The sequence below is a fragment of the Rhodococcus sp. GXMU-t2271 genome (assembly GCF_041414735.1).
GTDB lineage: Bacteria > Actinomycetota > Actinomycetes > Mycobacteriales > Mycobacteriaceae > Rhodococcus > Rhodococcus indonesiensis.
This window is the reverse complement of the sequence record NZ_JAUIZP010000009.1, coordinates 87,339-111,178: the sequence shown is the minus strand read 5'-3', so window position 1 is coordinate 111,178 and position 23,840 is coordinate 87,339. Positions and strand designations below refer to the sequence as shown.

The 23,840-nt window shown below is 74.0% G+C and carries 14 protein-coding genes; 2 read left to right on the top strand and 12 right to left on the bottom strand.

What is annotated here, in order from left to right; genetic code table 11:
* Positions 1 to 21 precede the first annotated feature (21 nt).
* From QYS60_RS04695 to QYS60_RS04670, 6 genes are all read right to left on the bottom strand, one after another.
* The gene (locus QYS60_RS04695; protein WP_054374703.1) at positions 22 to 279 is read right to left on the bottom strand and encodes a chorismate mutase; all 258 of its coding nucleotides are present in this window, start codon (positions 277 to 279) and stop codon (positions 22 to 24) included.
* Between the two features lie 122 nt (positions 280 to 401).
* Positions 402 to 1,193, bottom strand: coding sequence for an ABC transporter permease (locus tag QYS60_RS04690; protein ID WP_371382546.1), 792 nt, complete (start codon positions 1,191 to 1,193; stop codon positions 402 to 404).
* Positions 1,190 to 1,969, bottom strand: coding sequence for an ABC transporter permease (locus tag QYS60_RS04685; RefSeq protein WP_054374704.1), 780 nt, complete (start codon positions 1,967 to 1,969; stop codon positions 1,190 to 1,192). The genes QYS60_RS04690 and QYS60_RS04685 overlap by 4 nt, the downstream gene beginning before the upstream one ends.
* The gene (locus QYS60_RS04680; RefSeq protein ID WP_054374705.1) at positions 1,966 to 2,928 is read right to left on the bottom strand and encodes a daunorubicin/doxorubicin resistance ABC transporter ATP-binding protein DrrA; all 963 of its coding nucleotides are present in this window, start codon (positions 2,926 to 2,928) and stop codon (positions 1,966 to 1,968) included. The genes QYS60_RS04685 and QYS60_RS04680 overlap by 4 nt, the downstream gene beginning before the upstream one ends.
* A gap of 35 nt (positions 2,929 to 2,963) precedes the next feature.
* Positions 2,964 to 17,702, bottom strand: a complete 14,739-nt coding sequence (locus tag QYS60_RS04675) for an amino acid adenylation domain-containing protein (protein WP_371382545.1) — start codon at positions 17,700 to 17,702, stop codon at positions 2,964 to 2,966.
* A 134-nt stretch (positions 17,703 to 17,836) separates the two neighbouring features.
* Positions 17,837 to 18,328 carry a TIGR00725 family protein gene (locus QYS60_RS04670; RefSeq protein WP_289380562.1) on the bottom strand — a complete coding sequence of 164 codons (492 nt, stop codon included), beginning with the start codon at positions 18,326 to 18,328 and terminating at the stop codon, positions 17,837 to 17,839.
* Between the two features lie 107 nt (positions 18,329 to 18,435).
* On the opposite strand from QYS60_RS04670, the gene QYS60_RS04665 reads away from it, so the two are divergent.
* Positions 18,436 to 19,338 carry an alpha/beta fold hydrolase gene (locus tag QYS60_RS04665; protein WP_371382544.1) on the top strand — a complete coding sequence of 301 codons (903 nt, stop codon included), beginning with the start codon at positions 18,436 to 18,438 and terminating at the stop codon, positions 19,336 to 19,338.
* 8 nt (positions 19,339 to 19,346) lie between these two features.
* Here the strand turns inward: QYS60_RS04665 and QYS60_RS04660 are convergent, their stop codons facing one another.
* From QYS60_RS04660 to QYS60_RS04650, 3 genes are all read right to left on the bottom strand, one after another.
* Positions 19,347 to 19,967 carry an FHA domain-containing protein gene (locus tag QYS60_RS04660; RefSeq protein WP_040783537.1) on the bottom strand — a complete coding sequence of 207 codons (621 nt, stop codon included), beginning with the start codon at positions 19,965 to 19,967 and terminating at the stop codon, positions 19,347 to 19,349.
* 20 nt (positions 19,968 to 19,987) lie between these two features.
* A complete protein-coding gene (locus QYS60_RS04655) occupies positions 19,988 to 20,290 on the bottom strand; it encodes a chorismate mutase (RefSeq protein ID WP_003938250.1) in 303 nt (100 codons plus the stop codon).
* 92 nt (positions 20,291 to 20,382) lie between these two features.
* On the bottom strand, positions 20,383 to 21,372 hold the full coding sequence (locus tag QYS60_RS04650; RefSeq protein ID WP_003938249.1) for a magnesium transporter: 990 nt from the start codon (positions 21,370 to 21,372) through the stop codon (positions 20,383 to 20,385).
* 85 nt (positions 21,373 to 21,457) lie between these two features.
* On the opposite strand from QYS60_RS04650, the gene QYS60_RS04645 reads away from it, so the two are divergent.
* A complete protein-coding gene (locus tag QYS60_RS04645) occupies positions 21,458 to 21,868 on the top strand; it encodes a YchJ family protein (protein ID WP_081005337.1) in 411 nt (136 codons plus the stop codon).
* 64 nt (positions 21,869 to 21,932) lie between these two features.
* Here the strand turns inward: QYS60_RS04645 and QYS60_RS04640 are convergent, their stop codons facing one another.
* From QYS60_RS04640 to QYS60_RS04630, 3 genes are all read right to left on the bottom strand, one after another.
* Positions 21,933 to 22,163: a DUF6480 family protein gene (locus tag QYS60_RS04640; RefSeq protein ID WP_371382543.1), complete on the bottom strand. Its 231-nt coding sequence runs from the start codon at positions 22,161 to 22,163 to the stop codon at positions 21,933 to 21,935.
* 96 nt (positions 22,164 to 22,259) lie between these two features.
* Positions 22,260 to 22,511, bottom strand: coding sequence for a hypothetical protein (locus tag QYS60_RS04635; protein WP_289380552.1), 252 nt, complete (start codon positions 22,509 to 22,511; stop codon positions 22,260 to 22,262).
* 418 nt (positions 22,512 to 22,929) lie between these two features.
* Positions 22,930 to 23,727 (bottom strand): alpha/beta fold hydrolase, encoded by a 798-nt coding sequence (locus QYS60_RS04630; RefSeq protein ID WP_003938245.1) that lies wholly within the window; start codon positions 23,725 to 23,727, stop codon positions 22,930 to 22,932.
* Between the last annotated feature and the right edge of the window lie 113 nt (positions 23,728 to 23,840).

Below are 23,840 nucleotides of genomic sequence, written 5' to 3'. Positions count from 1 at the left end.
CCGACCCGCGACGCCGCACCCCTAACGCAGGCGCAGCAGCACCAGGGCCAGGGCCGTTCCGTCCTCCCCCAGCTCGGCGGCGTAGCGGCGGATCACGCTCATGTCGTGGGCGTGGGTGACGCGGGGCGCCCCCGTCCCGACCCGGAGCTGCCCGATCCGTCGCTCGAGCGCGACACGGCGCCGCACCACGGCGAGAATCTCGGTGTCGAGGCTGTCGATGTCGGCGCGCAGACGGGGCAGTTCGGAGTCGGTGGTACCTGGTTCGGCAACGGCGGTCATGATGCCTCCCTTCGGGATTCGGCGTGTTCACTGGATCGATCCTCCCGTACCCGGATGCCGGGAGACAGCCACCCCGGGTGGTGGATTCGCCACCCTGCCGGGATCACCGGCGGCCGATCCGGTCACAGGGCCCGCCGGTATCCGCGGATCACCGGCACGGCGCACACCGCGACCAGGGCCACCGACCAGGCCACGGTGCGCACCAGCGGGCCCTGGACGGCGCCGCCCAGGGCCAGCGCCTGCATCGTCTCGACGGCGCTGGTCATGGGCTGGTTGCGGATCACCGGCGCGAGCACCTCCGGGTACGCACCGATCGGCACGAACCCCGGATTGAAGAACAGCATCAGCGTGCACAGCAACGAGATCGATTCGATGACCACCGTTTTCGCGGCCATGAATGCGGCCGCGGTGACCAGCGCGGCGAACGCCAGCCCGAACAGCACCGGTACGGCCAGGAATCCGATCGCGGCGAGCGGGCCGCGGTGGAAGCGGAAACCGAGCACGACCCCGGCGGCGGCGACGACGACGGTGGTCACGGCGATGCGCACCGCCTCGGCGAGGAATCTCGAGGCCAGCGCCGAAGCCCGGTGGACGGGCAGCACCCACAGCCGTGCGGGCAGCCCGGCCTCGCATTCGCGGCCGAGCGTGACGGCACCGGCCAGCGAGCCGAGCAGCGCGCTCATCACGACGACCATCGGCACCGTCCCGTACAGCGCGTCCTGCCCGGCGAACGCCGAGACCTGCCGGCCGAGCACCGCCTCGAGCATCAACAACAGGAGCACCGGGTAGGCGAGGCTCTGCAGCACCGTCATGGGATCCCGGCGCCAGCGGGTCAGCAGGCGCCCGGCCTGCAGCATGGTGTGCCGCACGAGAGCGGGGACCGAGTTCTCGGGTGTGGTCACGGTGGTGCTCATCGCTGCCTCCGGTTCGTGCGGGTGGCCAGGGGGACGACGACCAGAAGGATCCCGCCGAGCCAGAGCAGCGTCGGCGTCAGGGCGGCACCGGTGCCGTCGGCGAGCCCGCGCAGGCTCGACGCGAACTGGGAGACGGGCTGGTTGCGGACGAACGGCTGGATCCAGGCCGGGAACTGGTCGATCGGAACGAAGCCGCAGGAGAGCATTCCGAGCACGAGCTGCGGCAGCATCAGGGCCTGCGTGGTGGCTTCCGGGCTGCGGAACACGGTGCCGAGCACATCGGCTCCGAGCGTGAGGACCATCCCGATGGTGAGCGCAAGTGCGCAGAACCCGACGGCCGCGGTGGTCCCGGCGAAGCGGAAACCGATGACGTACCCGCAGCCGATCGCTGCGGCCAGCGACAACGCGCACTTGACGGCGCTCGCGGACAGGCGGGCGGCGAGCGGCACGGCCGCCGCGATCGGCATCGTCGCGAACCGGCGGTCGATGCCGTGCACCGCATCGGTGGCGGCCAGGAACGCGGCGGAGATCGCGGTGAAGGACACGGCCTGCAGCGCGATCAGCGGCATCAGGAACTGCCCGTAGTCGACGGTCCCGCCGGTGAACAGGGCGATCACCCGTTGCAGCGGCACGTAGAACCCGACGGTGAACACGAGCGGAGCGACGAGTGCGGTGACGAGCTCGCCGCCGCGGACGGCCGGGAGCAGAGTGCGCACGGACAGCACCCACCACTGGTAGAGCGGTGAAGGCGACGGTGCGACGGTCGTCGTGGTCATGCCACCACCTCGAATCGCGGCCGGGCGGCGGTGAGGGCGAGGAAGACCTCGTCCAGCGACGGTCGCCGCAGCGCGATGTCGGAGACCGCGACACCGTGGGCGGCGACGGCGGTGGCGACCTGCGCCAGGGTGCCCGCGCCGTGCGGGGCGGGGATCGTGACGCGGTCGGCAGCGACTTCGATCACCGCCGCGGGGGCGAATCGGCGCAGCACCTGCGCCACGGCGGGTACGTCGGTCACCTGCACCGGGACGACCTCGCAGAAGGTGGCGCCGACGCGCTGCTTCAACTGGGCGGGGGTGCCCTCGGCGACGACCGTACCCCGGTCGATGACGACGATCCGGTCGGCGAGCAGGTCGGCCTCCTCGAGGTACTGCGTGGTGAGCAACGTGGTGACGCCCTGCGCCTTGAAACCGGCGATCAGGTCCCAGACCCGTTGGCGGCTGCGCGGATCGAGGCCGGTGGTCGGCTCGTCGAGGAACACCACCCGGGGCGGGACGACGAGCCCGCACGCGATGTCGATGCGACGGCGCATACCGCCGGAGTACTTGCCGACCCGCCGGTCGGCGGCATCCTCGAGGTCGAACTCGGCGAGCAGTTCCCGCGCGCGGGCCCGGGCGGCGCGGCGCCGCAGCCCGAGCAAGCGCGCGAACAGGACCAGGTTCTCGAATCCGGTGAGCATGTCGTCGAGGGCGGCGTACTGGCCGGTGAGCATCACCGCGCGGCGCACCCCGGCCGGGTCGGTGACGACGTCGTGACCGGCCACGACGGCACGACCGGAATCCGGCCGCAACAGGGTGGACAGGATGTTCACGGTGGTCGTCTTGCCGGCGCCGTTGGGGCCGAGGACGCCGAGAACCTCACCGGGCTCGGCAGTGAAGCTCACGCCGCACAGGGCCGGGACCGGCCCGAAGCTCTTGGTGACGGCGTCGACGAGGACGGCGGGGGTCGAGGGGGACATGGTGCTCCGTTCGGAATCGGGGGTGGACTGTGCGGTCAGGACGCGGCGAGGTACCGGTCGTCGCCGAGGTGCCGGTCGAGCACCGCGGCCAGGGTGGGCACCGCGTCGGGTGCGGTCATCCGGTCGTGTGCGACATCGAGCAGGTGGTTGTGCATCGCGCCGGTGACGTAGGGCCGCCAGCCGGCGAAACCCCCGGCGTGCTGCGGCTTGTCGGCCGTCGCGGTGACGAAGACGAGGTCACCGTCGTAGAGCGGCGGCCGGTAGCCGGCGAGAAGCGACGCCGAACCGTTGTACTCGGCGGTCATCCGGTCGAGGTGGCCGGCCTCGACCGGCGCCCCGGTGTGGGTGCGGATCAGCGCGGCGGCCTCGGCGGCCGTCAGGGCCGGATCGAGGTCGGGTAGCCCCAGGGACGAGCCGAGGGCCGCGACGAGTTCGCCGGCGGTCAGCGGTTCCGGCGCCGCGACGTCGCGGGCGATCAGGTCCGCGTCGAGCAGCGCGAGCAGCGCCACCTCCTCGCCGGCATCGCGCAACCGCGCGGCGACGGCGTGGGCGATGAATCCGCCGAGCGACCAGCCCAGCAGGTGGTACGGGCCGGTGGGCTGGACCGCACGGATCTCGTCGACGTACCGCTCGGCGTACGCGGCGATCGTCGCCGGGGCGTCCTCGCGGCCGTCGAGGTGCGGGGACTGCAGTCCGTACACCGGCCGTCCGGGGGCGAGGTGCGCGGCGAGCCCGGCGTAGCCCCAGGCCAGTCCGGACGCCGGATGCACGCAGAACAGCGGTGCTCCGTCGCCGTCGGTGCGCAGCGGCAGCCGCACCGCGAACGGCGAGTCCGGCTGCCCGCCGGTGTCCTCGGCCTCGATGTGGGCGGCCAGGGCCGCCGGGGTGGGCGCCGAGAACAGCGCGATCACCGGCACGGCGGTCCCGAGTTCGGCGCCGAGCCGATCGCAGGCCCGGGTGGCATCGAGGGAGGTCCCGCCCAGGTCGAAGAACGAGTCGTCGATCCCGACGTGCGCGAGGCCGAGCACCTGCGCGAACACCGCGACCACCGCCTCCTCCGCGGGGGTGCGCGGGGCGCGTCCCGAGCCGGCCGCGAACACCGGCTCCGGCAGCGCCGCCCGGTCCAGCTTGCCGACCGGGGTCAGCGGCAGTTCGTCGAGCACGACGATCGCCGCCGGCACCAGGTGTCCGGGCAGCCGCTGCGCCGTCCGGCGCTGCACCCGGGCCGGGTCGAGGTGATGTCCCGGAGCCGGGAGCACGTAGGAGACGAGCACCTGGGCGCCGGACGGTCCGGGTCGCCCGACGGTGACCGCGAAGTCGACCTCGGGCAGGGCCGTGAGCGCCGCGTCGATCTCGCCGACCTCGACACGCATCCCGCGGACCTTGACCTGGTGGTCACCGCGCCCGAGGTACTCGAGCTCGAGCCCGTGCCCGGTCCGCACCCACCGCACGAGGTCCCCGGTGCGGTACATCCGCTCCCCCGGCTGATCGGGACGAGCGACGAACCGGCCGGCAGTCAGTCCCGCCCGTCCGTGGTAGCCCCGCGCCAGCCCGGCCCCGGCCAGGTAGAGCTCGCCCGTCACGCCGGCGGGTACCGGCCGCAGGCGGGCGTCGAGCACCAGCGGCGTCACGCCGCGCACGGCCGATCCGATCGTCACCGCCCGGCCCGGCACCAGCGGACCCGCCGTCGCCCAGATGGTGGCCTCCGTCGGTCCGTACAGGTTCAGCATCGTGCGGCCCTCACCGAACCGGTCCACGAGTTCCGGTCCGGTCGCCTCCCCGGCCACAGCCAGCACCTCCACCGAGGCCAGTGCGGCCGGGTCGAGCGTCGACAGCGCGGCGGGGGTGACGACGAGATGGCTGACCCGGGCCGCACGGAGCCGGTCGGCGAGTTCGGTGCCGCCCACGACGGTGGGCGGGACGACCACGAGGCGGGCGCCGACCGCGAATGCGGCGAGCTGCTCGAACACCGCGGCGTCGAAACTCGGCGACGCGATGTGCGCGATCCGGGCCTGCGGGGTCAGCGCCAGGGTCTCCTGCTGCGCCGCAACGAGGTTGCCCAGTCCGCGGTGGGTGACGGTGACCGCCTTGGGGGTGCCGGTCGAACCGGAGGTGTAGATCAGGTAGGCGGGATCGTCGACGTGCACGGCCGTGACCCGCGGCCGCTGCGGGACGAGCGCGAGGCGGGTGTCGGCGGCCGGGCCGTCGAGCACCAGCCACCCGAGCGAGGCGGGCAGGCGGTCGTGGTGCTCGGTCACGGTCACCCCCAGGACGGCCCCGGAATCGGCGAGCATGTACTCGATCCGTTCCTGCGGGTGCCGGGGATCGACGGGCACGAACGCCGCGCCCGTTCGAGCGACCGCCCACACCGCGAGCACCGACTCGAACGATCGGGTCAGTGCCAGCGCGACGAGAGTGCCGGGACCGGCACCCCGCGCGGCGAGGGCGTCGGCGAGCAGCGCCGCGCGGGCGTCGAGTTCGCGATAGGTGACCTGCCGGTCGTCGGTGACGACGGCGACGGTGTCGGGTCGCGCCGTCGCCGCGGCGTGCAGCAGTTCCGGCAGGGTCACCGGGGCGACGGACTCCGGGCCCGTGCCGGCCCGCAGTTCGTCGGCCTCCTGCGGGTCGAGCAGGTCGACGTCGCCGATCGTGGCGTGCGGGTTCTCGGCGACCGCCGTCAGCAGCCGGCCGAAGCGGGCGGCGAGGGTGTGGGCGGTGACGTCGTCGAACAGGTCGGTGGCGTAGCCGAGGGTCACCTCGATTCCGTCGGGTTCGCCGTTCGCGGTCGTGCGTTCGCGCAGGGTGAGGCTCAGGTCGAACGGTGAGGACTCGTGGGCGACGTCCTGCAGTTCGATGCGCAGGCCCGCGACCTCGAGCTCCGGCTGCTCGAAGTTCGCCAGCGCGAGGGAGACCTGGAACAGCGGGTGGTGCGCGGTGGAGCGAGCCGGGCGCACCGCCTCGACCACCTGGTCGAACGGCAGGTCGGCGTGGGCGAAGGCAGCCAGGTCGGCCTCGCGGACCTGCGCCACCAGGTCGGCGAACGTGACCTCGGGGCGCACCGGGGTGCGCAGGACCACCGTGTTGACGAACATGCCGACCAGGTCGTCGAGTTCGGCGGCGCCGCGACCGGCGACCGCGGTGCCCACCGCGATGTCGTCGCCGGCGCCGAGGCGCGAGAGCAGCGCGGCGAGCGCGGCGTGCACGGTCATGAACACGGTGGCGTGTTCGGTGGCAGCGACGGCCCGCAGCCGGGCGTGCACGTCGGCACCGACCGCGAGATCCACGTCGGCGCTCGCCATGGACTGCACGGGCGGGCGCGGCCGGTCGGTGGGCAGGGTGATCCGGTCCGGAAGCCCGGCGAGGGTGCTCACCCAGAAGTCGCGCTGTAGCGCGGCGGTCGACCGCGGATCGGTCTCGTCGCCGAGGATGTCGCGTTGCCACAGCGTGTAGTCGGCGTACTGCACCGGCAGCGGCGCCCAGCCGGGCGTCGCACCCGCGGTGCGCGCGGCGTACGCGGCGATCAGGTCCCGCGCCAGCGGCGCCACCGACACCCCGTCCGCGGCGATGTGGTGCAACACCAGCACCAGCACGTGCTCCTGCACCCCCAGCCGCAGCACCCGGGCCCGCACAGGCAACTCGACGGTCAGGTCGAAACCGGCACCGGCGAAGTCCGCCACCGCGGCATGCACGTCGGCCGGTGCCTCGGTGAAGTCGAGCACGTTCCCGGCGTCGACGGCCACCTGGTGCGGGCCGTCCGCATCGGCGGGGAAGACGGTGCGCAGGCTCTCGTGCCGGTCGGTCACGTCCCGCCACGCCGCGACGAGCGCCGCGGCGTCGATCGGCCCGGACAGGCGCAACGCGACGGGAATGTTGTACGCCGCGGAGGTCGGGTCGAGCTGGTTGAGCACCCACATGCGCTGCTGCGCCGGCCCGAGGGGCACCCGGGCCGGGCGGGGCCGGGCCGTGAGGGCGATCCTCGGGGCGGGACGCTCGAGCAGGCGCACGGCCAGCGCCGCGGCGGTGGGCGCCTCGAACAGGTCGCGCACCGCCAGGGCGGAGTTCAGGCGGGCGACGACGCGGGTGGCGTCGAGCGAGTTGCCGCCGAGGTCGAAGAACGAGTCGTCGATCCCCACCCGGTCCAGGTCCAGCACCTCGGCGAACGCGGCGACCACGGCCTCCTCCGCCGGGGTGCGCGGGGCCCGCCCGGCGCCGGCGGCGAAGACGGGCTCGGGCAGCGCCGCCCGGTCCAGCTTGCCCACCGGCGTCAGCGGCATTTCGTCGAGCACGACGACCGCCGCCGGCACGAGGTGGGCCGGCAGCAACTCGGACATCCGGGCCCGCAGCGCCTCGGCCGTCGGGTCGCATCCGGTCGCCGCGAGTACGTACGACACCAGCACCGGGGAGCCGGCCGGGCCGGGCCGGCCCACCGTCACCGCGCGGTCGACCTCTGGCAGCCCGGTCAGCGCCGCGTCGATCTCCCCCACCTCGATCCGCATTCCGCGGACCTTGACCTGGTGGTCACTGCGGCCGACGTACTCGAGCTCGAGGCGGCCCGCGGCGTGCACCCACCGCACCACGTCCCCGGTGCGGTACATCCGCGCTCCCTGCGGATGCGCCACGAACCGGGCTGCGGTCAGTCCCGGCCGCCCGTGGTAGCCGCGCGCCAGTCCGTCGCCGGCGAGGTACAACTCCCCCGCCACACCCACCGGGACCGGGCGCAGCCGGCCGTCGAGCACCAGGGGCGTCACGCCGCGCACGGCCGATCCGATCGTCACCGGCCGGCCCGCCGTCAGCGCCGTCGACGCGGTGGCCCAGATGGTGGCCTCCGTCGGCCCGTACAGGTTCAGCATCGTCCGTCCCCCGGCGAACCGCTCCACCAGGTCCGAACCGACCGCCTCGCCGGCCACCGCGAGCACCCGGATCGTGGTCGGCTCCGCCGAGTCCAGCGTCGCGAGCACCGAGGGGGTGAGGACCACGTGCGTCACCTGCTCGGCCTCGAGGAGAGCGGCCAGTTCGGTGCCACCGACGATGCCGGACGGGACCGACACCAGGCAGCCCCCGGCGCCGAAGGCGGCCAGCTGTTCGAAGACGGCCGCGTCGAAGCTCGGCGAGGCGAAGCCGAGGACCCGCGCGTCCGGCCCGACGTCGAGCGAGTCGGCTTGGGCGCGAACGATGTTCGCCAGCCCGCGGTGGGTGACGGTGACGGCCTTCGGGGTGCCGGTCGAGCCGGAGGTGTAGATGAGGTAGGCGGCGTGGTCGGGATGCAGCGGCCGGGTCCGGTCCGCATCGGTCCACGGTGCGGCCGAGTCGTCGGCGCATGCGGCCTGCAGCGCCGGGTCGTCGAGCTCGAGCCAGGTGAGCGCGCCGGGCAGCGCGGCCCGGTGCGCAGCCGTGGTCAGTCCGAAGGTGGCGCCGCTGTCGTGGAGCATGTGCGCGATGCGCTCGGCCGGGTACGCCGGGTCGACGGGCACGAAGGCGCCCCCGGCCTTGGCGACCGCCCACACGGCGAGCACCGACTCCGCGGAGCGAGGCAGTGCGAGTGCCACGCGCACGTCCGGACCCACCCCGGCGGCGACGAGCCGGTGCGCGAGCCGGCCGGCGGCATCGTCGAGTTCACGGTAGGTCCAGTCGGTGCCGCCGGCCCGCAGCGCCGGGCGCGCGGGGTGTGCGGCGGCGGCGGCCGCGAGCATCGTGGGCAGCAGCCACGGCCCGATACCCGCCGGGCCGGCCGTGGCGGCCAGTTCGGCGGACTCGGCCGCGTCCAGCAGTGCCACGTCCCCGACGGGGACGGCCGGGTCGGCGGTCACGGTGGCGAGGAAGCGCACGAACCGCGCGGCGAGGGTGCGGGCGGTGGCGTCGTCGAACAGGTCGGTCGCGTAGGTGAGGGTGGCGTCCAGCCCGGCGGGCCGGCCGTCGTCGCCGGTGTGCTCGCGCAGCTCGAGCCCGAGGTCGAACTGCGAGGAGACCCGGGCGATGTCCTCCGGGGCGATCTCGAGCCCGTCGAGGTCGAGGGTCGGCGCCGCGAAGTCGGCCAGCGCGAGGGAGACCTGGAACAGCGGGTGGTGCGCGGTGGAGCGAGCCGGGCGCACCGCCTCGACCACCTGGTCGAACGGCAGGTCGGCGTGGGCGAAGGCAGCCAGGTCGGCCTCGCGGACCTGCGCCACCAGGTCGGCGAACGTGACCTCGGGGCGTACCGGGGTGCGCAGGACCACCGTGTTGACGAACATGCCGACCAGGTCGTCGAGTTCGGCGGCGCCGCGACCGGCGACCGCGGTGCCCACCGCGATGTCGTCGCCGGCGCCGAGGCGCGAGAGCAGCGCGGCGAGCGCGGCGTGCACGGTCATGAACACGGTGGCGTTCGCGGTGCGGGCGAGACGTCGCAGCCCGGCGTGGAGGTCCGCGTCGAGGGTGAAGGCGATGTCGGCGCTCGCGCCGGACTGCACCGCGGGTCCGGGCCGGTCGGTGGGCAGGGTGATCCGGTCCGGGAGGCCGGCCAGCGTGCGGGTCCAGAAGTCCCGTTGCCGGGCGGTGGTCGAGTCGGGGTCGTCGGGCTCGCCGAGCGTCTCGCGTTGCCACAGCGTGTAGTCGGCGTACTGCACCGGCAGCGGCGCCCAGCCGGGCGCCGCACCCGCGGTGCGCGCGGCGTACGCGGCGATCAGGTCCCGCGCCAGCGGCGCCACCGACACCCCGTCCGCGGCGATGTGGTGCAGCACCAGCACCAGCACGTGCTCCTGCACCCCCAGGCGCAGCACCCGGGCCCGCACCGGCAGCTCGACGGTCAGGTCGAAACCGGCACCGGCGAAGTCCGCCACCGCGTCGCGGACCGCGTCCGCGGGCACTTCGACGACGTCGATGCCGGGGGGCACCGTGTCGACGATCACCTGGTGCGGGCCGTGTGCGTCGGCCGGGAAGACGGTGCGCAGACTCTCGTGCCGGCCGGTGAGGTCGCCGAAGGCGGCGGCGAGGGCGGTGAGGTCGAGCGGTCCGCGCAGGCGCAGCGCCACCGGGATGTTGTAGACGCCGGAGTCGGGGTCGAACTGGTTGAGCACCCACATCCGGTGCTGTGCCGGTCCGAGCGGCAGGCGGGCGGGACGCTCGCGGCGCCCGAGCGCGGCGGCGGCACCGGTGCGGCCCGCGGCGCGGGCGGCGAGCGCCGCCGGGGTGGGGGCCTCGAACAGGTCGCGTACCGCCAGGGCGGTGCCGGCGGTGGCGTTGACGCGGGCGATCACGCGGGTCGCGTCGAGGGAGTTGCCACCCAGGTCGAAGAACGAGTCGTCGGCACCGAGGTCGTCCAGCCCGAGGACCTCGGCGAACGCGGCGGCGGCAGCGGTCTCCACGGGTCCGCGCGGCGCGCGGGCCGGGCGGCGGCTGCGGCCGAAGTCCGGTGCCGGCAGCGCCGTCCGGTCGAGCTTGCCGACCGGGGTGAGCGGAACCTCGTCGAGGACGACGATCGCGGCGGGCACGAGATGGGCAGGGAGCTGGTCGGCGAGCCGGTCCCGCAGCCGGTCCGGGTCGAGGGTGCGCCCCGGCGCGGGTCGCACGTAGGAAACGAGGACGGTCGAGCCGGTGGGTCCGGGGCGTCCGAGCGTGGTCGCGAAGTCGACGTCACCGTCGGCGGTGAGGGCGTTGTCGATCTCGCCGAGCTCGACGCGGATGCCGCGCACCTTGATCTGGAAGTCGGTGCGGCCCAGATATTCCAGGACGAGTCGGCCGTCGTCGTCGCGGGTCCAGCGCACGAGGTCACCGGTGCGGTACATCCGTGCGCCGGGCCGGCGAGGATGCGCGACGAACCGGCTCGCGGTCAGGGGTGCCCGCCCGTGGTAGCCGCGGGCCAGACCGGGGCCGGACAGGTACAGTTCGCCGACCGTGCCGAGGGGCGCCGGCCGGAGCCAGCCGTCGAGTACGAGGGTTTCGGTGCCGGGGATGCCGGTGCCGAGCGTGACGGGCGCGTCGGCGGTGAGGTCGGCGACGGTGGCCCAGATGGTGGCCTCGGTCGGCCCGTAGAAGTTGAGCATCGTCCGGCCGGGCGCCCACCGGCGCACCAGGTCGGTGGGGACGGCTTCGCCGGCGACGCCCACCGTCTGCACGGTGGTGGCCGCCGCCGGGTCGAGGGTGGCCAGCACCGCTGGGGTGAGGACGAGGTGGGTGACGGCGGCGGCGGTGAGCCGGGCGGTCAGTTCGTCGCCGCCGACGACGGTCGGCGGCACGACGACGAGCCCGGCGCCGACGGCGAACGCGGCGAGCTGTTCGAAGACGGAGGCGTCGAAGCTCGGTGACGCGACGTGCGCGACGCGGGCCGAGGGGGTCAGTCCGAGCACGGCGATCTGGGCGTCGATCAGGTTGCCCAGGCCGCGGTGGGTGACGGTGACGGCCTTCGGGGTGCCGGTGGAACCGGAGGTGTAGATGAGGTAGGCCGGGTCGTCGAGCCGGGCCGGCGACGACGCTGCGGACCCGGTCGCGGCGAGGCGGGCGGGGGTGGCGGGGTCGTCGAGAACCAGCCAGGTCGCCGCGGAACCGGTCAGCCGGTCGCCGTGAGCGGAGACCGTGACGCCCAGCTGTGCGCCGGAGTCGGTGAGCATGTGCTCGATCCGGTCCTGCGGATGGCGCGGATCGACGGGAACGAAGGCGGCACCGGTCTTCGCGACCGCCCACACGGCGAGGAGCGACTCGAACGAGCGGGTGAGCGCCAGCGCGACGGCCGTGCCGGGTCCGGCGCCGTGCGCCGCGAGCAGCCCCGCCAGTGCGTCGGCCCGGTCGTTCAGGTCGCGGTAGGTGATCTCGTCGGCGTCGGTGACGACGGCGACCGCGTCCGGGTGACGGGTTGCGGTACCGGTGAGGATCCCGGCGAGGGTGACGGCCCGGTCCCGGCCGGGGGTGAACGGGGCTGCGGCACCGGGAGCGCCGAGCGCGGCGATGCGGCGGTCCGGGGTCCGGGCGAGCGCCCCGAGCAGCTGCGCGCATCGCTCGACGAGGTGGCGGGCGGCGACGTCGCCGACCGAGGCGGGGCGGTAGCGCAGGCTCAGCTGCGGCCGGTCGCCCGGCTCCACGATCAGGCTCGCGGGGTACGGGGTGGCTTCGGCGCCGGTGACGCCGAGGACCCGCATGCCGGCGTTGCCGGCCATTGCGGACAGCGCGGCGCGGTCGAGCGGGTAGGACTCGACGACGGCGAGGGTGTCGAACAGTTCGGTGGCGCCGGCCGCCCGGTGGATCTCGGGGAGGCCGAGATGCTGGTGCTCGAGGAGCGCCGCCTGTTCGGCCTGGATGCGGCGCAGCAGTTCGGTGCCGGTGTCGGTGGGCTGCAGGCGCACTCGCACCGGCACGGTGTTGACGAACAGACCCAGCACCGCGTCCACGCCCGGCAGCTCGGGCGGGCGGCCGGAGACGGTGGAGCCGAACACCACGTCGGTGCGGCCGGTGGCCTCGGCCAGGGTCAGCCCCCACGCCGCCTGCACGACCGTGGCGAGGGTGACGTCGTGGGCGCGGGTGACGGCGGCGAGTCTGGCGGCGGTCTCGGCACTCAGTTCGACGGTGTGGGCGGCGCCGCCGGCGTCGGCCGCGTCGGCGTGCGGGGCGAGGAGGGTGGGGGCGTCGATGCCGTCCAGGGCGCGGGCCCACGCGGACCGTGCGGCGCCGGCGTCCCGGCCGGCCAGCCAGGCCAGGTGGTCGCGGAACGACGGCGCCGGGCCGGGCACCGCCGCGCCCGCGGCGTAGGCGGTGAGCAGTTCGGCGACGAGCAGCGGGGTGGACCAGCCGTCGAGGACGAGGTGGTGGTTGGTCAGCAGCAGCCGGTACCGGTCGTCGGCGGTGCGGATCAGATGGATGCGCAGCAGCGGTGCGGCGACGAGGTCGAACCGGTCGGCGCGGTCCGCCTCGAGGATGCGCGCCAGTTCGCCGTCGGTGTCGGCGCGGCCGCGCAGATCGGTTTCCCGCCAGGGCAGCACGGCGGTGTGCCGCACGAGCTGGACCGGTCCGGCGGCGGTCTCACGGAAGGCGGCGCGCAGACTGTCGTGCCGGTCGACCACGGACTGGGCAGCGGCGCGCAGCCGGGCGGCGTCGACGGTGCCGGCGAGGTCGAGCACGGTCTGCACGGTGTAGTCGTCGGGGGCGTCCGCGGCGGCGTAGCCGGTGTGGAACAGCAGCCCGGCCTGCAGGGGCGACAGTGGCCACACGTCGGCCAGGCCTCCCCTCTCGTGCTCCCATTCGTCGATCCGGTCCTGGTCGACGGCGACGAGCGGGAAGTCGGAGGGACTGTGCCCGCCGGCGGCCGGGTCGGCGACGTGCCAGGCGAGCGCGGCGAGTGCGGCCACCCACAGCTGTGCGAACTCGTCGACGGCGTCCTCGTCGAGCAGGCCGCTCGCGTAGGTGAAGGTGCCGACGAGACCGTCGCCGTCGACGGCGGCGTCGATGTCGAGCACCGCGGGCAGCGGCATGCGTGGTTCGCGGGTCGCGGCGGTGCCGAGCGGCAGCCACGGCCCGTCGACCGTGGTGTCGATGCGGCCGAGGAAGTTGAACGCGATCTGCGGTGCCGGATGCGCGGGCAGGAGCCCGGCGACGTACCGGAGCAGGCCGTAGCCGATGCCGTGGTCGGGGACGGTGGCGAGCCGTTCCTTGACCGATCGGATCGCCGCGCCCGCCGCGGCACCACCGCCGAAGGCGTCGTCGACGTCGATCCCGGTCAGGTCCACGTCCAGCGGGTGCACGGTGGTGAACCATCCGACGGTGCGGGACAGGTCGGCACCGGGCACCGCCGCCTCCTCCCGCCCGTGGCCCTCGACGCCGACGAGCGTCGCGGGGACGGTGCGGCCACGGTTGCGGCGCCACCGGTCGGCGGCCAGGCCGAGCGCGGCGAGCAGCGCCTCGACGGGGCCGCAGTGGAAACGCTGGGGGACCGCGGTCAGGACGGCGTCGGTGACCTCGGCGGGCACGCGCACGCGCAGCTGCGCGGAGGTGGCGACGGTGTCGCGCGCCGGGTCGAAGGGCCGCTCCCCCAGCGCCGGATCGGGCGTGGCGAGAATCCGCTCCCACAGCGGCACTTCGTCGCTGCGATCCGCCTCGGTCAGGCCGTGCGCCCACCGGCGCAGCGACGTGCCGACCGGGGCGAGGGCGGACGCGGCACCGCCGCTGGTGTAGGCGGCGGCGAGGTCGGGCAGCAGGATGCGCCAGGACACCGCGTCCACGGCGAGGTGGTGGACGACGGCCACGAGCAGGTCGTCGCGGCCGTCGGGCGAGGCCAGCCACGCGAACTGGGCGACGATTCCGGCGGCCGGGTCGAGCCGGTCCGCCGCGGCCTCCAGCGCGGCCTCGGCGGCGCGGCGTGGCGCGTCGACGGGGGTGCGGTGCAGCACCGCCTCGGCGGCGACCGCGCCGGCCGGGAGCACCTCGAGCGTGCGGGCCGCGGTCAGCCGCATCCGCAGCGCGTCGTGCCGATCGAGCAGCGCCTGCGCGGCCCCGGCCAGGTGCGCGGCGTCGGGCTGCTCAGGCAGCCGGATCAGCACGGCCTGCCCGTACCGGTCGACGGGCCCGCCGCCGGCCAGCAGTTCGGCGACGATCGGGGTGGTCTCGACCGGGCCGGTGCCGCCCCCGGGGAGTTCGGCGAGGGCCGTCGCGGCGCCGGTGTCCGCCACCGCGACGGCGGCCAGGGCGGCGACGGTGCGACGTTCGAAGACGTCGCGGGCGGTGAAGCGCAGTCCGGCGGCGCGGGCGCGGGAGACCAGGGTGATCGCGACGATGCTGTCGCCGCCGAGGGCGAAGAAGCTGTCGTCGGCGGAAACCCGCTCCACCCCGAGCACCTGGGCGAACAGCGCGCCGATCAGTTCCTCGCGTGCGCCCTCGGGGGCGCGGCCGCCGGCGGTCGCGGTGGCGCCGAAGTCGGGGGCGGGCAACGCGGCCCGGTCGATCTTGCCGACGGGGGTGAGCGGCAGCTCGGGCAGCACGGTGACCACCGCGGGCACGAGGTAGGCGGGCAGGGTGTCGGCGAGTGCGGCGCGCAGGGCGCCACCGTCGACGGGGGTGCCGGGACGTCCGACGACGTAGGCAGCGAGGACGGTTGCGCCGGCGGGCGTGGAGGTGCCGACGGTGACGGCCCGGGCCACGGTCTCGTGCCGCAGCAGCGCGGCATCGACCTCGCCGAGTTCGACGCGGAATCCACGGATCTTGACCTGGTGGTCGGTGCGGCCGGCGAACTCGAGCACGGCGGCTGTGCCGCCGGTGTGTCCTTCGGGTTCCCCTGGCAGCCCGAGGGACACACCGCGCCAGCGGACCAGGTCGCCGGTGCGGTACATGCGTTCGCCGGGCGCGGACGGGTCGGCCACGAAGCGGGCCGCGGTCAGGTCGGGGCGGCCGAGGTAGCCGCGCGCGACACCCGGCCCGGCCAGGTACAGCTCGCCGGTCACCCCCACCGGCACGGGCTGCAGCCACCGGTCGAGGACCAGGGCACGCATGCCACGGATCGGTGCTCCGACGTCGACGCCGGCGCCGCGACGGTGCGGGGCGGCGAACGTGGCGGTGACCGTGGCCTCGGTGGGGCCGTAGGCGTTGAGGAACTTCCGCCCCCGGGACCAGCGGTCGGCCAGGTCGGGCGGGCAGGCGTCACCACCGACCACGACCGTGCCGATCTCGGGGTGGGCGTCGGGGTCGAGGGTCGCGAGCACGGCCGGGGTCGCGTCGAGGTGGGTGACTCGTCCGGCGTGCAGCACCTCGGCGAGCTCGGTACCGCCGTAGGCCTGCGGCGGTACCACCACCAGGGTGGCGCCGGCCGTGAAGGTCGACAGCAGCTCCTCGATCGAGGAGTCGAAGGCCGGTGAGTACAGGTGGGTGGCGCGCGAGCCGGGGGTGAGGGCGAGCCGCGTGCGGGTGTCGTCGGCGAGGTTCGCCAGGCCGGCGTGGGTGACGACGACGCCCTTGGGGGTGCCGGTGGACCCGGAGGTGTAGACGATGTAGGCGGCGTGCTCGGGTCGGATCCTCCGGTCGGTGACCGGCGCGGCGTCCTTGGCCGCGATCGCCGCGACGGTCCCGGGGTCGTCCAGCACGATCCAGTCGGTGTCGTCGGGCAGGCCGTCGCGGTGCGCGGCGACGGTCAGGCCGATGCGGGCGCCGCTGTCGCGCAGGACGTGTTCGAGCCGGGCGCGAGGGTGGCCGGGGTCGACGGGCACGAACGCGGCCCCGGTCTTGGCAACCGCCCACACGGACTGCACCGAGTCGAGCGAGCGCGCCAGCGCCAGCGCCACGGTGGTCTCCGGGCCGGCGCCGCGGGTCAGCAGCAGCCGGGCGAGCCGGTCGGTGGCGCTGTCCAGTTCGGAGTAGGTCACGGTGCGGGGACCGTCGATCACGGCGACGGCACCGGGGTCGAGGGCCGCCCCCGCGGTGAGCAGGTCGGCGAGGGTGCGGGCGGGCACCGGGTCGGCGCCACGGGCCGGGACGAGAGCCGCGCGCTCGTCCTCGTCGAGCAGGTCCAGGTCGGTGAGCCGCCGGTCCGGGGCGGCGGTGGCGAACCGGTGCAGGAACGCGAGGAACCGACGGTGGTGCGCGGCGAGCTCGTCCCGGGTGTACAGGTTCGGGTTGGCCTGGAAGTCGAGGTGCGTGCTGTGCCCGCCCGGGTAGAGGTTGACGAAGAGGTCCTCGATGAGCCCGGAGGTGAGCACGTGCACCCGGCCGGTGAGCGCGCCGAGCCGGACCTGGTGGTCGAACAGCATGAGGTTGACCGACGGGCCGAACCCGGCGGCGTGGTCGCCGGTGAGACCGAGGTCGCGGGCGATGTCCTCCTGCCGGTACCGCTGGCGGCGCAGCGCCCCGGTCAGCTCGAGTTCCGCTGCGGCGATGACGGAGGCGACGGTGGCGGCGTCGGTCCGCAACCGCAGCGGCACGACGTTGGCGAGCATGCCGCCGGAGCGGCGCAGCACGGCGGTGGTGCGGGCCGAGACGGGCAGGCTGAGCATCACCTCGTCGTGGCCGGTCATCCGGGCGAGGTAGGTGCCGAACGCGGCGACCACGAGCGGGGCGAGGCTCGACCCGCGCCGGGTCGCGGCATCGCGCAGGGCCTGCTCGGTGTCGGGGGGAAGTTCCGCGCCGACCAGCAGCGGATGCGCGTCGGCGGGGGCGGCCCGGCCGGCCAGCGACACGGGATCACCCAGGCCGGCCAGGTGTTCGGTCCAGTACGCGCGGTCGGTCTCGAACCGCGGGGAACGGCGGTAGGCCTCGTCCTCGGCGACGATGTCGGGCAGCGCCGCGGTGCGCGGGGCGTGCACCTCGGTTCCGGTGACGGTGGCGGTGTAGCGCTCGGCGGTGCGCGCGACGAGGGTCATCGCTCCGACGCCGTCGAGGGCGATGTGGTGGATCCGGGCGTACCAGAACCAGCGGTTGTCGGCGACGCGCAGCACGGCGGTGACGGCGAGCCGGTCGCTGCACATGTCGACCGGCGCGGTGTAGTCGCGCTCCATCCAGTCGCGGGCCGCGGCGACGGGATCGGCTTCGCCGCGCAGGTCGACCACCGTCAGGCGCTCCCCGGTGTGCACGACGGTCTGGAACGGGTGACCGTCCTCCTCGAGGATGCGCAGGAAGCCGGTGCCGAACTCGCGTCCGACCGCACGAGCGGACGTCTCGAGGGCATCGAGGTCGAGGTCCCCGGTGATGTCGACGTACTGGGCGATGTTGACGGGCGTGTCGCCGGCCAGGTGCTGGGCGAACCAGATACCGCGCTGGGCTGCCGAGAGCGGGAACGCGCCGGCGGGCTGCTGGGCACCGAAATGTGCGTGGGCGACCGGGCTTTCGTGCAACACGGGGGTACTCCTGACGACCGGTGGACTGTGCTGCTTCCACGGTCGTCCGAACCCCGCCGTGCAGATACCGACCCCAGCGGTGGGGGTGGCACCCGCAGGGGTGGTCGGGCATCACCCTCGGGTGCGAGAACTTCTCAGCCGGTCCAGCCTGCGGTCGGGTCTCGCCGCCACAACAGGTCGTGGATGGCTTCGACGGCGTCCCCGGCGGAGGTGACGGCGAGCACCCCGGCGGCGGGCAGCGGCCACCCCCCGATCGAGATCACCGGGACCCCGGTCCGGACGGCGAGCGCGATCTCGCTGAGCGTGCCCCAACTGCCGCCCACCGCGACCAGCGCCTCGCAGGTGCGGACCAGCAGGGCGTTGCGCATCTCGCCGAGCCCGGTCGGGATCGACACGGTCAGGTACGGGTTGGCTTCCGCGCGGTCGTCGCCGGGCAGCAGGCCGAGGGTGGTGCCGCCGGCCTCGGCGGCCCCGCGCGAGGCCGCGGCCATCACCCCGCCCAGTCCCCCGGTCACGACGACGGCGCGCCGCGCCGCGAGCAGCCCGCCGACCTGACGGGCGATCCGGCGTTGTTCGGCCGTGGCTTCCGCGGGCCCGACCACGCCGACATACCGCTGCGCATCCATGCCGAGATTGTCCACCACCCAGGGTGCAGAAGTGGCCCCCTGAGGTGAAATCCCCCACCACCGGGGCTGCTCGCGCCGGCACCGGCGTCCCGCGGATCCTTGTCCGCATGTCCACCCTCCGCACCGAGCGTCTCGTGCGCCGCCACACGGTGATCGCCGACGACGGCGTGCCGCTCGCGGTCCACGAGCTCGGCGCGGCCGGTGCGTCGCTCACCGCCGTGTTCGTCCACGGACACTGCGGCCGCACGGAAACCTGGACCCCGCTTCGGGATTCGTTGATCCGGCGGTACGGGGCCACGCTGCGGATGGTGTTCTTCGACCACCGTGGGCACGGCGCGTCCGGCACCGCCGGGCCGGAGACGTACACCGTCGAGCAGCTCGGGCGTGATCTCGCGGCGGTGCTGCGCGCGGTCTCTGCCGGCCCGGTGGTGCTGGTCGGCCACTCGATGGGCGGCATGACGATCCTGTCCTACGCCCGTCAGCATCCGCACGAGATCGGCACCCGCGTCGCCGGGGTCTGCCTGATCGGCACCGCCGCCGGTGATCTCGGGCGGTCGGGGCTCGGACGCTACCTCGACAGTCCCGCGGTCGCGTTGTTCCACCGGGCGGTGCGGCACGCGCCCGGCGCCGTGCAGCGCGCGCTGCACCTGGGCGGACGGGCGGTGCGGCCGCTGCGGCGGACGTCGCAGCGCCGCGCCTCCGGCTCCCGGTGGGCGGCTCTGCTGGCGGTGCTCGCGAACGACACACCGGTGGTGACGATGGCGGCGTTCCTGCGATCGTTCGCGGTGCTCGACGAGTCCGCCGCGTTGGCGGTGCTCGCCGCGGTCCCCGCGGTCGTGCTGTGCGGCTCGGCAGACGAGTGGACCCCGTTCGAGCTGTCGGCGGGTCTGGCGGAGCGGCTGCCGCGCGCCGAGCTGGTGCGGGTCGACGGCGCGGGGCATTCGGTGATCACCGACCGGCCCGCGGAGGTCGCGAGGGCACTCGGTGGGTTGCTGCAGCGGGTCGGGTGAGCCGACGCTCAGAGGTCGCGTTCGGTGATGACGCCGCTGTGCAGTGCGAGCTCGGCGAGCCGGACCCGCTTCTGGTTCTGGGGCAGGTCCTCGACGCCGAACTTCGCGAACAGCGCCCGCAGGTGTGTCTTCACCGCGTCGACGCTCAAGAACAGTTCGGAGGCGATGTCCTGGTTGGATGCCGGGGTGGCGAAGGCGGCGCCGTGCTTGTACGGCCGGCACAGCGCGACCAGGATGCCGCGTTGTGTCTGCGTGAGCGATCGCACCGTCGGCAGCTCCGACGCGACACGGGTCGCCTCGTCCGGCCCCGCGCCGATCTCCTGGAAGGTCAGGCGGATCGAGCCGATCCGGATGCTGTCGCCCTCCCGCAGGCGCCGGCGGCCCGCGATGCGTTCCCCGTTGAGGAACGTGCCGTTGCGGGAGAGCCCGTCGTCGAGGATGGTCCAATGGGTGCCGATCCACTCCACGACGGCGTGCAGGCGGGAGACCTCGTTGTCGCCGGTGAAGGCCACATCCGACGTCGGGGCACGGCCGATGGTGACGCGCGGCGAGCCCGGCGACAGCTCGAATCGATGCTGCCGCCCCTGCTTGTCGACGTATGTCAGACGCGATTCGGTGACGACGCTCATCACAACCTCCGGGGGCGGACTCAATCCTGCCCGCAGGTCGCAATGTCGGCAAGAGGGTCGCGCCCCAACCGCAGCAGCGTCGCGGCCAGCGCCGCGCCGTCCCGGCCCAGGACCGCGGTGAAACGTGTGAGCACCGCCATCTCGCGACGCCCGTGCACCGACACCGTTCCGTGTCCGGCGCGGCGCAGTCGGCCGGCGTGGTGAGCAAGCCCGGTCCGGTACCGGATCGCGGCGACGATCTCGGCATCGACCCGGTCGATCTCGTCGAACACGCGATCCGGGTCGGTGTGGCTCGTGGTGAACCTCTCCGAGGTTGCGGTCACGGGGCCTCCATGGCGTTGTGGGTCGGTGGTCTCATCGTGACCGGGGATCACCGTGCGCCCCAAGGAACCCTGGGGTGGGGATCGCCCCACCCTCAGCCGAGGAGAAGCGTCACGGCCACGAAGTAGATGACGATCGAGAGCAGGTCCTGGATCACCGTGGCGAGCGGGCCGGACCCGAACGCCGGGTCCTTGCCCAGCCGTTGCAGCGCCCACGGCAGCACCATCGCCACAGTCGTCGCGATGGTGCTCGCGGCCAGCACGGCCGACGCGACGGCGACCGCGAGATCCCGGTTCCCTGTCATGAGCAGCACGGCCGGCAGCATGGTCGCCCCGAGCAGCGCCCCCACCGACAGTCCGGTCAGCACCTCGCGGCGCACGATCCGGCGGATCCCCACCCCCACCGAGAACCCGCGGATGACCAGTGCCTCGGTCTGCGTCCCCACCGCGTCCGCCAGATACACGATTCCCGGCACGAAGTACGCGACGGCGAGGTCGGCGTCGAGTTCGGCCTCGAACACCTGCATCAGACGGGCCGAGACCATGGCCCCGATCAGACCGACGACGAGCCACGGCAGCCGGTGCCAGAGCCGACGACGGATTCCCTCGACGCTCGAGGCGCGCGCCGCGTCCACCGAGTGCACGAAGCCGCCGAGCCGGGCCATGTCCTGATCGTGCTCGTGCAGCAGCACGGCGAGCAGTTGCTGCGGCGCGATGAGGCCGCGGAACCGGCCGTGGCCGTCCACGACGGCCAGGCCCGGTTCGCCGTGCTGCACCGCCTTCCATGCGGCGCGTTCCTGCGCGGTATCCGGATGCACCACCGGCGGATCCGGATCCATCAGGTCGTTCATCCGGGCGGCGCCGGGGGCCGCCAGCAGCCGTTCGATCGTGACGAGACCGGCGAGCGTCTCACCGATGAGCACGGCGACGACGGCGGCGCTGTCGAAGCTGTGTTCTCGCATCCGGTCGAGCACGTCGGCGGCGGTGTCGTGCGGCCGGGCCACCGGGACGGCCGCGAAGCTGTGACGCAGCGCGGTGCCGGGGCTGCCCTGCCCCCGCGAAGGTGTGGCGGCAGAATCGACCATGGTTCACCGTTCCTCCGACCGCGCGCGTCCCGGGTGTCGATCGTGCCACGACCGTCCGGTTCCCGGCGACGGCGATAATGTGCCGGTGACTCGACGCGCGCGCTACCCCCGGCCCGGATCGTCCGCCCCGTGTCCGTGCGGTCGGGGTCTTCCGTTCGGCGAATGCTGCGGACCGTTCCTCGCGGGCGGGGACGCGCCGACGCCCGAGCAGCTGATGCGGTCGCGGTACACCGCCTTCGTGGTCGGTGACGACGGCTACCTGCGTCGCACGTGGCACCCCGGCACCCGCCCGGCGCGACTGGATCTCGATCCGGCGCAGCGGTGGACCGGGCTCGAGGTGCTGCACACGAGCGGCGGGTTCCTGCACTCGGAGGGGACGGTCGAGTTCCGTGCCCACTACTGCTTCGGCGGTCACGAGGACGTGCTGCACGAGCACAGTCGGTTCGTCCGCGAGGGCGGCCGCTGGTACTACGTCGAGGCGCTCGGACGACCCTGACGAGTCCGACCGGGCGCCGACCGGTCGGTGTCTCAGGCGTTCGGTGTCTCAGTCGTTCGGTGTCTCAGTCGAACAGGGCGAACGCGCGTGCCACGAAGAACGCGGCCACGCCGAGCACGATCAGCGCGATGAGCACGATCGCGAAGACGGGCATCACCCGGCTCGGGTTGGGTTGGGGATGCGACAGGCCGGAGGTCTGTCCGGCGTCGGGTGGGGTGTCTCCGGGCTGCACGCCCCCGCCGGCCTCGAGGCCGGGCGCATCTTCGGGTCGGGGTCCGGGGTCCTGGGTGCTCAAGTGCGCTCCTGGTGTCTGCAGTACGGAAACAGAGCCGAGCGCGGCGTCTCGGCTCCGACGGGATACCCGGATTCCGGCGGCGCAATCCACGGGCCGTCAGCGGAACGGCCCCGGCAGATGACGCGAGAACCACACCGCCTCGCCGAACGGTTCCGCCGCCGCGTCGAAGTGCCGGCTCACGTCGGTGAGGGCATCGATCAGTCCGCTCACTGCGATCTCGTCGGCGAGGGGCAGGGAAGCCCGATCGAGGGCGTGGGCGGCCTCGACGATCGCCGCGATCTCCAGCACGAGATCGAACATCCTCTCGCGTGCCGCGCCGACCCGGGACGCAAAGCTGGCGTGGCTCATGGAACCCCTTCTCGGCAGAGTCATCTCCGGCGCACCGTCACCGACCCGGCGAGCCGGCGACGATCGCCGTCCGCACCCCGAGCGCGGACGGTGGAACCTGTCGGCCCCGGGTATCCGCCGCGCGGCGGTCCGAAACACGCCCTCCGGCGCCGTGACGGGTGGTGTCGACGTCTTTGTGTCGGCACCGGGCACATCGCACCGGCTGAGGTCGGCGTGGCTGCGCGGCGCGGGGTCGGTGCGTCACGGAACGTAAGAGTCCGGTTCGGATAATTTCTCTCTTCCGTCTCGCATGAATTCGTGCCCGGGCATCCTGCTCGCTCCTGCTCGACGCCCTGATGCTGTGCGCGAGCTCCGGCCGCCCCCTGCACGGTTCGGGTCGCCGGGCGGTGGCCCCGCCCCGCCGACCCGCGGATCGGCCCTACCCCGCCGCGGCGAAGTGCTTCTCGAGGTGCTCGGCGACCGCCTCGGGCTGTTCGAGTGCCACGGAGTGCCCCGCGGCGTCGACGGTGACGTGCCGGCCACCCGCGGCGTCGGCGATGTTCACCGACGAGATCGGCGGCGGGTACGCGTGGTCCTCGCTCCCGGCGACGGCCAGGACCGGCACGCGGCACCCGGCCAGCTCCTCGACGATCCGCCCGCGATGGATGACGCCGTGGGCGGCGTCGCCGATGCGGGGTTCGAGCCGGGCGATCGCGGCGCGCCAGGTGCTCGTCATCGAACTCTCCTGCGCGAGGCTCGAATCGCCGAACATGATGTACATGACCGTGTCGACGACGTCGGCCGTGCCGTGCTCGGTGAGATGGTCGACCAGCGGAGCGAACTCGGCGAGCTTGTATTCCTCCTCCGCCGACGAACCGAGTGCGGCAGCCGTGCGGAGCAGTTCGGGGCGGCGCGCGGCGAGCCGCAGCGCGACGAACCCGCCGAGCGAATTGCCGACGACGTGACACGGGGCCAGATCGAGATGCTCGATCAGGGCCGCGGCGTCCTCGGCGAGGACGTCGACCGCGAGTTCCTCCCGCGGTGCCGGGGCGCTCTCGCCCTGCCCGCGATGGTCGTAGGCGACGACCCGGTACCCGTCGGCGGTGAACTTCTCCGCGAGCGCGTCGAACATCGTGTGATCGAAGAAGAGCGAATGGCTGAACACGATCGGCACCCCCTCGCGTGGACCGGCGTCGACGTAGGCGAGTTCCGTCCCGTTGACCTTTGCTCGCTGCATGAGAAACCTCCTGGATCGGAGCCACCGCGCTCCGGCTGTGGCGTTCGTCACTACACTGCCGACGAGCGTAGGGAGCGGGCTGGACGCGGCACTCGCCGATCCGCGCAGAGCAC

Excerpts from the sequence above, each read along its gene's own strand:
- QYS60_RS04695 (WP_054374703.1), bottom strand. The coding sequence starts at position 279 with ATGACCGCCGTTGCCGAACCAGGTACCACCGACTCCGAACTGCCCCGT.
- QYS60_RS04690 (WP_371382546.1), bottom strand. The coding sequence starts at position 1,193 with ATGAGCACCACCGTGACCACACCCGAGAACTCGGTCCCCGCTCTCGTG.
- QYS60_RS04685 (WP_054374704.1), bottom strand. The coding sequence starts at position 1,969 with ATGACCACGACGACCGTCGCACCGTCGCCTTCACCGCTCTACCAGTGG.
- QYS60_RS04680 (WP_054374705.1), bottom strand. The coding sequence starts at position 2,928 with ATGTCCCCCTCGACCCCCGCCGTCCTCGTCGACGCCGTCACCAAGAGC.
- QYS60_RS04670 (WP_289380562.1), bottom strand. The coding sequence starts at position 18,328 with ATGGATGCGCAGCGGTATGTCGGCGTGGTCGGGCCCGCGGAAGCCACG.
- QYS60_RS04665 (WP_371382544.1), top strand. The coding sequence starts at position 18,436 with ATGTCCACCCTCCGCACCGAGCGTCTCGTGCGCCGCCACACGGTGATC.
- QYS60_RS04660 (WP_040783537.1), bottom strand. The coding sequence starts at position 19,967 with ATGAGCGTCGTCACCGAATCGCGTCTGACATACGTCGACAAGCAGGGG.
- QYS60_RS04650 (WP_003938249.1), bottom strand. The coding sequence starts at position 21,372 with ATGGTCGATTCTGCCGCCACACCTTCGCGGGGGCAGGGCAGCCCCGGC.
- QYS60_RS04635 (WP_289380552.1), bottom strand. The coding sequence starts at position 22,511 with ATGAGCCACGCCAGCTTTGCGTCCCGGGTCGGCGCGGCACGCGAGAGG.
- QYS60_RS04630 (WP_003938245.1), bottom strand. The coding sequence starts at position 23,727 with ATGCAGCGAGCAAAGGTCAACGGGACGGAACTCGCCTACGTCGACGCC.